This is a genomic window from Methylobacterium sp. WL120, assembly GCF_008039465.1.
Lineage (GTDB): Bacteria > Pseudomonadota > Alphaproteobacteria > Rhizobiales > Beijerinckiaceae > Methylobacterium > Methylobacterium cerastii.
Genome location: NZ_VRUT01000048.1, coordinates 20,916 through 30,345, shown reverse-complemented (window position 1 = coordinate 30,345; position 9,430 = coordinate 20,916). Strand labels below are relative to the sequence as shown.

Genomic DNA, 9,430 nt, shown 5'->3' with positions numbered 1-9,430 from the left:
TCATAATCCGATCGCAGTGGCACCGGAGCAGCCATCACATCCTCCTCAGGCTCCAAACCTGAAAAGAGAATCACGACCTGGATCGCGATGCTACCTCGCGTGAATCACGTTCAACGGGGCTTGGTATAAGGCCACTTTTAGTCAATCTCGGCCAAAAATCGAGTTTCTGAACGAAGTCGATCCGCCGCCGGTATCCGGGAAGTCTGCCTTCAAAGAAGACCGCATTTCAGGCGGCGCCCCCACACTGCAAAGCCCTTCAAACGACGCCGCCAATCCCGATGCCTAGCTGTTCGGGACCGCGTAGCGAAGCACCGCTCCGATAGGGCGGCGGATCCGACAAAAGCCGGGGTGCCACGAGGCGGCGGCTGAGGGCCACGAGGGCGATTTCGGTTTCGATCCGCGCGAGCGGCGCCCCCATGCAGTAGTGAAGTCCGCCGCCGAAGCCGAAATGCTGGACGTCGTCACGATCGGGATCGAAGCGGCCGGGGTGGGCGAAGCGGGCGGGATCGCGGTTCGCGGCGGCAAACAGCAGGATGACGGGGGCACCCTTCGGAATGGTATGTCCGGCGATTTCGATGGTGCCCAGCGCCTTGCGGGTTCGGAAGTGCACCGGCGGTTCGTAGCGGAGCAATTCCTCGATGACCCGCGGGGCCCGCTCGGGGTCGGCCCGGAGCTTGTCCCATTCGTGGGGATGGCGCAGCAGCGTGAGCATGCCGTTGGTGATCAGGTTCACCGTCGTCTCGTGGCCCGCCACGAGCAGCAGGATCGCCGTCGAGATCAGATCGAAATCGCCCATGGCCGGCTTGCCATTGGGAGACGGTGCAGCCAGCGCGCTGAGCAGGTCCGGCGTGGGCCGCCGGCGCTTCTCGCGGATCAGCGCACGCATGTAGCCGGAGATGGCGTCGAAGGCGGCGGCCGTCCGGTGCCGGCTGGCCTCGTCGTGGCGGGTATCGGGCTCCAGCGCGGTGGCGAGTTGCGAAGCCCAGGACTGGAACTGCGGCTCGTCCTTCTCCGGCACTCCGAGCATGTCGCAGATCACGGCGACCGGCAGCGGGTAGGAGAAATCCTCCACGAGGCAGATCTCGTCGCGTCCCCGGCAACCCTCGATCAGCGCGTCGACGTCGCGCTCGACCCGCTGCCTCAGGGCCTGCACCCGCGTCACGGAGAATTCCCGCATGACGACGCCGCGCAGGGTGTCGTGATCGGGTGGATCGCGGAAGATCAGCGGGCGATGCGCGGTGACGATGCGGTCCTTGATCGGGTTGAGCAGCCAATCCTTGATCGGGTTTCCGGTCCGCGGCCGGCGCGAGGGCGGCAGATCCTCGGAACTGAGCCGCGGATCGAAGATCAGGCTGCGGATCGCCGCATGGGTGCTCACCACGACGCTGCCGTCGCTCTGGCGCGAGACAGGCTTCTCCCGCAGCCGCGCGTAGATCGGATAGGGATCGGCTCGGTTGGCCGGGTCCAGCACCTCGGCAAACAGCGTGTCCTCAGGCATGACGAGCCTCGTCGGAACGGGAGACATGTGAGCCGGAGACTTGTGACCCGGAGACTTGTGACCCGGAGATTCGGCGCGGCGGCGGGAAGCCGGGGAGCCCGGAGACGATGCGATCCTGATCGCTCGCATCGCGGATCGGCGGGAAGGCGCCGCCGATCCGGATCGCCTCCGCATACGCGGGGAGCCACCGGGCCTGATCGAACGACACGGCACTGATGCTGCGCCCCTCGCGGCCGTAGACGGCGAGGAAGCGTCGCGAGGCGCGCGAGCCGTGAACGATCGCGACCGTATCCGCTCCCTCGCTGAGGCCGACGGCCTTGATGTTGATCCCGAATTGGCTCGACCAGAACGCCGGGAGATGGTCGTAGGGGCGTTGGTCGTCGGCCGTCGCCAGCATGTTGCGCGCCGCATGGCCGCCTTGCGCGACGGCGTTGCCCCAGTGCTCCACCGAGATCAACCGATCCCCATAGAGGGAGATCGGCCATCGCGCCACGTCTCCGGCCGCGTAGATGTCCGGGCACGGCGCGCCATCGGCGTCCAGGGTTCGGCACGCAGCATCGCAGGTCAGGCCGCTGGCATCGGCCATCAGGCCGGCCGCCTTCAGCCACCCCGTCTCCCGGACGGCGCCGAGCGCGACGATGACCAGGTCGGCCTCGACGACATGCTCGTCCGCAAGGTGGGCGCGAACCACCCGGCCGGTCGCGTCGCCCTCGAAGCGCAGCACCTGTGCGTTCGGACGATACGTGACGCCGGCATCCTTGAGACAGTCCGCGATCACGCCGCCGACCCACGTACCGAGGGAGCGGGCGAGCGGGGTCAGGTTTGGATCGATCAGGGTGACCGGCAATCCCAGGCTGCGGCAGCAGGAGGCCGCCTCGCAACCGATCAGGCCGGCGCCGACGATGAGGATGCGAGACGGACCCGCGACCAGGGCTGCACGCAGGCGCGCGGCGTCGTCACGGCCGCGCAGGGTGAAGATGTTGCCGAGCGTGCCGCCGGACTCCACCGGCCAGGGGCGGGCCCGCGCGCCGGTCGTGACGAGCAGCTTGTCGTAGGCAAGCACCGCCCCGTCCGCGAGGCCGATCGTATGCGCGCGACGATCGAGGCCGATTACGGCCTGACCCAGCATCCAGCGCGCGTCGAGATCTGCGCGTTGCGGAAGCTCGGTCGCGTCCGCGGCCAGTTCGCCGGAGAGGACGTGTTTCGACAGAGGCGGCCGGTCGTAGGGGCGGTGCGGTTCATCGCCCACGATCGTGATGCGGCCTCCATAGCCATTACGGCGCAGGGCTTCCGCACCGTGGAGGCCGGCGAGCGACGCGCCCACGACGATCATGCCGGGCGTGTCGACGCCGCTCACTGGGTCACTCCAGGCTCGGCCTGCATGCGTATGGCGCGGACGGGGCAGGCATGGACGGCGCGTTCGATCTCGCCCCGACGGGCGCGGGGGGGCGCCGGATCGTAGAACAGGATTTCATGGCCCCGCACGTCGAAGACTCCCGGCGCCGCAAAGCAGCACTGCGCATAGCCCTGACAACGGTTCAGGTCGACCACGACGCGCATGGGGACTTCCGCATCATCGATGGTCTGAGGAACGAGCGTCATCGGGTCGGGTCGCTGATCGTCAAATGCCAAGGAAAGGGCCGTCCTGATCGTCGGCCTGCGGAATCAGTTTAGCAGCGGATCCCATGGGCAGGCCGGTCGTCACTGCCAGGACGAGCGTGGCGGCAAATGCAGTCAGCCCAGGTCTCCGTAGCATAGCGTAGGCGGACCGATTTGCACCGGATTCAAGTCTGGCGCTGCGGCCGATCGGCGTTGTCGTCATGCTGCGATTCCCCTGACGACGCGCCCGCCGCGAACGACATCGTCGATCCCCGAAAGAACGGCCTGTCTCGAATCGAGGCGGGCGAAGTCCTGAGCTAAGGCCTCGGCACGCATGCGGAAACGCCGTTGCGCGAGAACCGTGCCGATCGCGTCGCGAAGCGCATCGACGGTCGGAGCGTTGGCGGCCAGGTTGAGGCCGGCGCCCGACCACTCGATGCGCGCGCCGATCTCCGCCTTGTCCTCGGTCAGCCCGGACGAGACGATCGGCACGCCGGCTGCGAGGGCCTGCGAGACGCTGCCGTAACCGCCATTCGTCACGAGAACGGCGACGTCGGACAGCATCGCGTCGAACGGAAGAAAGGGGGCGATGCGGGCGTTGCCCGGAATCGGCCCGCGAAGGGCCTCGACCGGGCGCCCTCCCGTGGTCGCGACGACGAGGAGGTCGTCGCGGTCCGCCAGCGCCGCCAAGGTCGGCTCGATCAGTTCGCCGAAGTCGGCGTTGGCGAGGGTGCCTTGCGTGACCAGAACCACGGGCTTGCCGAGGTCGCGGGTCGCCCACCAATCCGGAAGCGGCACGTCGGCGCTCGTCACCGGCAGCAGGCCGGTGAAACGCAGGTTGGGCGGCAGCGTCCCGAAATCGTACTCGAAGCCCGGCACGGTCTGCTGGAGGAACAGGTCCGGCAGCGTGGCGATGGAATGAGGCAGCGCGGCCGGCAGAGCCGGTACGCCGAGGCGCGCGAGTTGATCGTTCGCGTAGACGCGCACGGGATCGGCGAAGGCTGCGTCCATGCCGGCCTTGAGGACCGCGTAACGGGCCTGCTCGGCGGAATCCTTCGCCGGCGGCAGGCCGAGGCCGACGGGCGCCTCGTCGGGCCTGTCGAGGAACAGGAAACTCACGTTCAGGACGACGATCGGCGGGCGCGGCTTGGAATCGAGCAACAGGGGCAGCACGCCGAGGAACATGCTTCCCGCGACGACGACATCGGGCTGCTCGTCGTCGATCAGCCGACGCAGGGCGTCCGTCTGGTGCGGGATGGGATCGATGAAGCGTCGCGCGAATTCTAGCCGATAACGCTCCGGGCCCGCCGGCAGATCGATCGCGCGATATTCGGCGGCATGGTCGTCGTCGATGGGCGAAAACCGTAGGCCCGCGGCCTCGACCTTTTTCCGGAATCGTTCGGCCGTCGTCATGACGACCACGTCCCCGCGTGCGGCCAGAAGTCGGCCGACCGCGAGCAGCGGGTTGACGTGCCCGGTCAAGGCCGTGGCTGCGATCAGCACCTTCATGGCGGTGCGTCCCTTAAAAATTCGATTGCGATGCAGTGACTACGCTGCACTGCACCCAACGGTTACGTGCCCTAACCGCGACCAAGTGTGCCAGCACACGCGGCTCCATGGTTGCGATGGCGCGGGCGATCGTCGACGACACCGATTCCACGCAGGCCCGGTTCGTGATCGATCAGTCCCGGCAGGCGGCGGGCCTCACGGATGCTGGGGCCGCGGCCTCGAATGCCTTTGGCGAGTTCGTGGAGGAACTCCAGCGCGAGATCAGCGCGGCAGGGGCGGCGAGCAACGCGCTCGGCAATCTGTCGCGGACATGGATGCCTCACGCTTCGGCACCGCAATTGCGGGCCTGCGATGATCGAGGCTTCCGTCCGGCAGGTGCAGCGACGTCCACCGGAACCAACGACAAAATAAGGGCCCTTGAATCCTACCGGTTCTACTCCGCCACTCCTTCGCCCGAGAGCCGCGATAGGCAGCCGAGGATGGTCGAACCTAACATACTCGGCGTCATCGCTCCCGCTTCACCGCAACGAGTCAATACCAGTCATGAATAGGGGGTCAGCCTTGGATCTACGTCGTACAAAGAGGATGACGTCTGGAACGATTAATGGACTGCGAGGCCGACGCGCCGGGTGCCCTAGCCAGCCGCCGTACAATCTCAACGGCAAACCGAGGATCTCTTAACTCGACGACACGACCAGCCGACCCCGTCACCGGCATCAACCACTCACTGAGCCAGTTGCCCCACGCTCAGGATCGCGCCCATCACCGAGACGATGAGGCCGCCGATCAGGCCGCCGATGGCGATCGTGACCAGCGGCGTGATCAGGGCGAGGAGGCGGTCGATGCGCTGGCGGGTCTGGGTCTCGTGCATCTCGGCGGCGTGGATCAGGACGCTGCCGAGGCGGTTCACCTGCTCGCCGCTGGCGATGAGGTTGAGCGTGGACGGCGCGTAGGCTTTCAGGCTGGAGAGGCCGGAGGCGAGGGTGCCGCCCTCGGTGAGGCGGCGGCCTGCCTCGTCCAGCGCCTGCCGGAAGATCCGGTTGTTTGCGAGCGGGCGCGTCGCCGCCACCGCATCCGGGATCGGGACCTCCGCCTGCAGCAGCGTCCCGAGGACACGGCAGATCCGGCCGAGCTCGACCCCGACCACGATGCTGCGCAGCAACGGCAGCCGCAGGGCGAGCCGGCTGCGGCCTGCGGCGAAACCGGGCTTGCGCCAGGTCTGCGCGAGGCCGAGGGCGAGCGCGGCGGTGCCGGCGAGGAGGAACGGCCAGCCGGCCGAGAGGCCGGCGCCGAGGGCGCCCGCGGCGCGGATCGCGAAGGGCGGCTCGCGGCCGCTGCCCTCGAACAGCGGCGCCAGCGCGGGCACCAGCACGCCGACGATCATGACGAGGGTGCCGATCGCCATCAGCACGAGCAGCGCCGGGTAGATCATTGCGGAGGAGAGGTGGCGGCGCACGGCGTCGCGGCGCTCGATCGAGGCGGTGAGCGAGGCCAGCACGTCGACGAGGGTGCCGGTCGCCTCGCCCGCGCGCAGGATGTCGACCATGTCGGCCGGGAAGGCTTGAGGATGGGACGCGGCTCGCGCCGCCGGGTTGCAGCTTCCGCGGCTCACGCCGCCTCGTCGCGGTGTTTGCGGCTCAAGCCGCCTGGGGAACCGGGTGCAGGTCGCCGGGGCGGCCGGCCTTGGCGACCTGGCCGGGCACGTCGTGGCCGACGAGGCGCGGCAGGTCGCGGGAGAGGCCGATCAGCGCGTCGAGGTCGAGGCCGGTGGCGATGCCCATCTCGTGGGCCATGCTGACGAGGTCCTCGGTGCAGATGTTCCCGGTGGCGCCGGGCGCGAACGGACAGCCGCCGAGGCCGCCGAGCGCCGCGTCGAACCGGCGCGCGCCGGCGCCGTAGGCCGCGAGCACGTTGGCGAGGCCAAGGCCGCGGGTGTTGTGGAAGTGCAGGGTCAGCCTTTCCGCCGGCACGATCGCCAGCGCGCGGGCGACGAGGCGTTCCACTTGCCGCGGGTTGGCCATGCCGGTGGTGTCGGCGAGCGTGACGCCGCCGATCCCGAGGGCGAGGTAGCGCTCGACCTGGGCGATCACTTTGTCGGTCGGCTGGTCGCCCTCGAACGGGCAGCCGAAGGCGGTGGCCACCGTGGCGTTGGTCGAGACGTGGGCGCCCTTCACCGTCTCCATGATCCGCGCGAACCCCTCGATCGAGGCCTCCGGGGTCATGCCCATGTTGGCGCGGTTGTGGGTCTCGCTCACCGAGGCGACGAGGTTGACCTCGCCGACGCCGGCCGCGAGCGCCCGCTCGGCGCCCTTCGGGTTCGGCACCAGGGCGACGTAGACGGTGCCGGGCCGCCGGCCGATCCCGGCGAAGACTTCAGCCGCGTCGCGAAGCGCCGGCACGGCCTTCGGCGAGACGAAGGACGACACCTCGATCCGCGAGAAGCCTGCGGCCGAGAGCGCGTCGACCAGCGCGACCTTGTCGGCGGTTTCGACGTAGCGGGGCTCGATCTGGAACCCGTCGCGGGTGGCGACCTCCTGGATCAGCATGGCATCGCCCGTCATTGCACGGCTCCCTCGCGGCGCAGGCGCTCGATGGTCTCGGTGTCGCGGCCGAGGTCGGCGAGCACGGAATCGGTGTGGGCGCCGAGCGCCGGCCCCTGCCAGCGCACCGCGCCGGGGGTGCCGGAGAGCTTGGGCACGATGCCGGGCATCTTCACCTTCGTGCCGCCGGGCAGCTCCGCGTCGAGGATCATGTCGCGGGCGGCGTAGTGCGGGTCGGCGACGATGTCGGCCACCGAGTAGATCCGGCCCGCCGGCACGTCCGCCGCGTCGAGCACCGCCAGCGCCTCGTCCACGCTGCGTTCTCGGGTCCAGTCTGCGATCACGCCGTCGAGCATGCCGGCGACCTTCGAGCGGCCGTCGTTGTTGCGCAGCGCCGGGTCGTCGGCGAGGTCCGGCCGGCCGATCGCCGTCATCAGGCGCCGGAAGATCGGGTCCGAGTTGCCGGCGACGACGACGAAGCCGTCGTCCTTGGTCGGATAGGTGTTCGAGGGCGTGATGCCGGGCAGCGCCCCGCCGGTCCGGGTGCGGATTTCGCCCAGCAGGTCGTATTCCGGAACCAGGCTCTCCATCACGTTGAACACGCTCTCCACGAGCGAGACGTCGATGACCTGGCCCTGGCCGCCGGCGGTCTTCACGTGCAGCAGCGCCATCAGCGCGCCGATGACGCCATGGAGCGAGGCCAGCGTGTCGCCGATGCTGACCCCGACGCGGGCGGGTGGGCTTTCCGGGCTTCCGGTGGTGAAGCGGATGCCGCCCATCGACTCGCCGATCGCGCCGAAGCCCGGCCGGTCGCGGTAGGGGCCGGTCTGGCCGTAGCCGGAGATGCGAACCATCACGAGCTTCGGGTTCAGCTCGGAGAGCACGTCCCAGCCGAGGCCCAGCTTCTCCAGTCCGCCGGGCCGGAAGTTCTCGACCACCACGTCGGCGCTGCGCACGAGGTCCTTCACGATGTCGAGCCCATCGGGCGACTTCAGGTTGATCGCGATCGACTTCTTGTTGCGCGACTGCAGGTACCACCAGAGCGACGTGCCTTCGTGCATCTTGCGCCACCGGCGCAGTGGGTCGCCGTCCTTCGGGGCCTCGACCTTGATCACTTCGGCACCGAACTCGCCGAGGATCTTGGTGGCGAACGGCGCCGCGATCAGCTGACCGAGCTCGAGGACCCGGATTCCGTCGAGCGGGCCGTTGGCCGAAGCTTGCACCGGGCCTGGCATCGGCGTTCCCTCCATCGTCTTTGGACCGATCGGTATGGGATCGGCCGCAGGGTGTCCAAACGCGATGCACCAGCCTGCGTTCTCCTAACGCGAACGCAGGTCTTGCCGTTCAGGCGTCCGCGGTCAGCCGCAGGTGGTCGAACAGCATGGCCGCCGCCGGCGATTGCGCGCCCGGCCGGACGACGAGGCTGAGCGTCCGCCGTGCCCACGGGTCGGTGAGCGGCACGGCGACGACGTTCATCTGCGGCCCGAGCAGGGCGTGGACCCGCTCGGGCACGACGCCGAGCCCCATTCCGGCCTGCGCCATCCGGCAGATCGCGTCGAAGCTCGGCACGTGGACGCGCAGGCGCAGCGGCCGCCCGAGGCGCCGGGCCTCGTCGCGGAGCGTGCCGTAGATCGAGCTTTCCCGGTGCATGCCGACATGGTCGTAGTCGAGGGTGTCGGCGAAGGCGAGGGCGTCTCGGCCGGCCAGGGGATGGCCGGCGGGCACGACGAGGACGAGGCGGTCGCCGCGATACGGATAGGCCTTGAGCGAGCGCGGATCGGTGCGGCCGGCGCAGATGCCGAGGTCGGCGGCGCCTTCCTCGACGCCGGCGACCACGCCGCCGCTCGGGCGCTCCTCCAGGTCGACGCCGATGCCGGCCTGGGCGGCCAGGAAGGCCTGCAGGTCCTCCGGCAGGAACTGCACGATCGCCGAGAGGTTCGCCAGCACGCGGACGAAGCCGCGCAGGCCGCTGGCGTGCTCGGCGAGTTCGAGGGCGATCTGCTCGACCGACCCGAGCATCCGGCGGGTGTGGTGCAGCAGCGTCTCGCCGGCCGGCGTCGGGCGCATGCCCCTAGGCTCGCGGGTGAGCAGCGTGCAGCACAGCGCCCGCTCCAGCTCGGCGAGGCGCTTGCTGACGGCCGACGGCGCGATCGCGGCCCGCCGCGCCGCGCCGTTGAGCGTGCCCTCCTCGCAGATCGCTGCGAACAGGCGCAGCGTCTTCAAGTCGAGGCGGTTCAGGATGAACGGGGTCGGCGTTCCCTCCGACATGGTCCCCGCTCTCCCG

General features: G+C 69.4%; 9 protein-coding genes. 1 reads left to right on the top strand and 8 read right to left on the bottom strand.

Annotated features, from left to right (window positions below):
* Window positions 1–256 precede the first annotated feature (256 nt).
* The 4 genes from FV229_RS11395 to FV229_RS11380 form a co-directional block, all read right to left on the bottom strand.
* Window positions 257–1,498: a cytochrome P450 gene (locus FV229_RS11395; protein ID WP_147752086.1), complete on the bottom strand. Its 1,242-nt coding sequence runs from the start codon at window positions 1,496–1,498 to the stop codon at window positions 257–259.
* Window positions 1,491–2,831, bottom strand: a complete 1,341-nt coding sequence (locus FV229_RS11390; protein ID WP_147752085.1) for an FAD/NAD(P)-binding oxidoreductase — start codon at window positions 2,829–2,831, stop codon at window positions 1,491–1,493. The genes FV229_RS11395 and FV229_RS11390 overlap by 8 nt, the downstream gene beginning before the upstream one ends.
* Window positions 2,832–2,851: 20 nt before the next feature.
* A complete protein-coding gene (locus tag FV229_RS11385) occupies window positions 2,852–3,058 on the bottom strand; it encodes a ferredoxin (protein WP_147752084.1) in 207 nt (68 codons plus the stop codon).
* Between the two features lie 258 nt (window positions 3,059–3,316).
* Window positions 3,317–4,606 carry a nucleotide disphospho-sugar-binding domain-containing protein gene (locus FV229_RS11380; protein ID WP_147752081.1) on the bottom strand — a complete coding sequence of 430 codons (1,290 nt, stop codon included), beginning with the start codon at window positions 4,604–4,606 and terminating at the stop codon, window positions 3,317–3,319.
* A 116-nt stretch (window positions 4,607–4,722) separates the two neighbouring features.
* Here FV229_RS11380 and FV229_RS11375 point away from each other — a divergent pair, with 116 nt between their 5' ends.
* Window positions 4,723–5,157, top strand: coding sequence for a hypothetical protein (locus tag FV229_RS11375; RefSeq protein WP_187275123.1), 435 nt, complete (start codon window positions 4,723–4,725; stop codon window positions 5,155–5,157).
* A 173-nt stretch (window positions 5,158–5,330) separates the two neighbouring features.
* On the opposite strand, the gene FV229_RS11370 is transcribed toward FV229_RS11375, so the two are convergent.
* From FV229_RS11370 to FV229_RS11355, 4 genes are all read right to left on the bottom strand, one after another.
* Entirely contained in the window at window positions 5,331–6,218 is an 888-nt protein-coding gene (locus FV229_RS11370; protein WP_246688147.1) for a type II secretion system F family protein, read from the bottom strand.
* Window positions 6,219–6,243: 25 nt separating this feature from the next.
* Complete coding sequence (locus tag FV229_RS11365) at window positions 6,244–7,167, bottom strand: hydroxymethylglutaryl-CoA lyase (protein WP_147752079.1); 924 nt, start codon at window positions 7,165–7,167, stop codon at window positions 6,244–6,246.
* Window positions 7,164–8,381 carry a CaiB/BaiF CoA-transferase family protein gene (locus tag FV229_RS11360; RefSeq protein ID WP_147752078.1) on the bottom strand — a complete coding sequence of 406 codons (1,218 nt, stop codon included), beginning with the start codon at window positions 8,379–8,381 and terminating at the stop codon, window positions 7,164–7,166. The genes FV229_RS11365 and FV229_RS11360 overlap by 4 nt, the downstream gene beginning before the upstream one ends.
* A gap of 109 nt (window positions 8,382–8,490) precedes the next feature.
* Window positions 8,491–9,414, bottom strand: coding sequence for a LysR family transcriptional regulator (locus FV229_RS11355; protein ID WP_147752077.1), 924 nt, complete (start codon window positions 9,412–9,414; stop codon window positions 8,491–8,493).
* Window positions 9,415–9,430: the final 16 nt, after the last annotated feature.

Excerpts from the sequence above, each read along its gene's own strand:
- FV229_RS11395 (WP_147752086.1), bottom strand. The coding sequence starts at position 1,498 with ATGCCTGAGGACACGCTGTTTGCCGAGGTGCTGGACCCGGCCAACCGA.
- FV229_RS11390 (WP_147752085.1), bottom strand. The coding sequence starts at position 2,831 with ATGATCGTCGTGGGCGCGTCGCTCGCCGGCCTCCACGGTGCGGAAGCC.
- FV229_RS11385 (WP_147752084.1), bottom strand. The coding sequence starts at position 3,058 with ATGCGCGTCGTGGTCGACCTGAACCGTTGTCAGGGCTATGCGCAGTGC.
- FV229_RS11380 (WP_147752081.1), bottom strand. The coding sequence starts at position 4,606 with ATGAAGGTGCTGATCGCAGCCACGGCCTTGACCGGGCACGTCAACCCG.
- FV229_RS11375 (WP_187275123.1), top strand. The coding sequence starts at position 4,723 with ATGGCGCGGGCGATCGTCGACGACACCGATTCCACGCAGGCCCGGTTC.
- FV229_RS11365 (WP_147752079.1), bottom strand. The coding sequence starts at position 7,167 with ATGACGGGCGATGCCATGCTGATCCAGGAGGTCGCCACCCGCGACGGG.
- FV229_RS11360 (WP_147752078.1), bottom strand. The coding sequence starts at position 8,381 with ATGCCAGGCCCGGTGCAAGCTTCGGCCAACGGCCCGCTCGACGGAATC.
- FV229_RS11355 (WP_147752077.1), bottom strand. The coding sequence starts at position 9,414 with ATGTCGGAGGGAACGCCGACCCCGTTCATCCTGAACCGCCTCGACTTG.